This is a genomic window from Alkalimonas amylolytica, assembly GCF_900107845.1.
GTDB classification, from domain to species: Bacteria; Pseudomonadota; Gammaproteobacteria; order Enterobacterales; family Alteromonadaceae; genus Alkalimonas; species Alkalimonas amylolytica.
Genome location: NZ_FNRM01000029.1, coordinates 1 through 1198, shown reverse-complemented (window position 1 = coordinate 1198; position 1198 = coordinate 1). Strand labels below are relative to the sequence as shown.

The 1198-nt window shown below is 44.1% G+C and carries 1 protein-coding gene; it reads right to left on the bottom strand.

Features of this window, described 5'->3' with window-relative positions; all coding sequences use genetic code 11:
- Positions 1-1198 (bottom strand): amino acid adenylation domain-containing protein (locus BLW37_RS18555; RefSeq protein WP_139243765.1); only part of this gene is annotated, 1198 nt, incomplete at both ends.

Sequence of the window (1198 nt, the reverse complement as noted above, 5' to 3'; positions counted from 1 at the left end):
CGGGGGGAGCTATTAGGCTGGCTCTCGTCATAGAAGGGGTTGGCAATAAAACGCTCTGCCGTCAGCTCCGGTAGATTGAGGTAGCCTCGAGCTAAGCCCGCTCCACCAATATAAAGCTCTCCAGTGACGCCTTTTGGCACTATTCCAAGCTGTTTATTGAGAACAAAGGCCTGACTGTTATTCACAACTTTTCCGATTGGCGCCATTTGACTTTTGCAATGCGGCTCATCAACTCGATAAAGCGTACTGCAAATACTCGCTTCAGTTGGGCCATAACCATTAAGAATATTTAAATCCGGAATAAGCGACTTGATTGTCAATAAGTCATCCAGCAATATGGACTCCACCCCCACTAATAAACGTTCAAGCTCTGGTTTGACATCTTGAACAGCCAACCATGTAATAAAATCTTTAATAAAAAACGGTGGTAAATAAGCGCTAGATATCTTGGATGATTTGATAAAGTCAAACAATTGAACAGCGTTCATCATGAGCTCACGGTCTATCACATGAAGGCTATGACCGTAGCACAAAGCACTCATCGTCTCATACACAGACACGTCAAAGCTAAGACTCGTCCAAATCATGCAAGCCCCCCCTTCTTTGAGAGGCGCTAACGACTCAATGTTATTCAGCAAACTATGTACACCGCGGCTATGACATTTAACCCCTTTAGGTTGACCTGTCGAACCGGAAGTATAAATAACATAAGCCAAATGACTGGAAGTTAAGCCAAGAAGTGAAGGAGAAGTATTTTCCGTTGAATACTGCCTCAACTCCTGTATCAACATTGTATCGTCAACGCATAAAGCCTGGCTTTTCTCAACCGGCAAACTTTTAACAATATGACTTTGAGTTAACACAGTAGCAAGATCTGCATCTTGCAACATATAGCTAAGTCGCTCGTATGGATAAGAAGGATCAAGTGGCACGTATGCACCACCCGCTTTGAGAACTGCAAGAATAGCCACTATCATATCTAATGACCGATCGATACAAATTCCGACCAAACTATCTGGTTCAACCTGCCTTCTCTCTAACAAATATCTGGCGAGTTGATTGGCTCTACAGTTAAGCTCTGAGTAAGTTAACTGGCTATTTTTAAACACCACCGCGATGGCATCCGGGTTATCCTCTGCCTGCTGCTCAAACAGCTCATGGATGCATTTATCCTGCGGGTAATCCAGCGCGGTGGTGT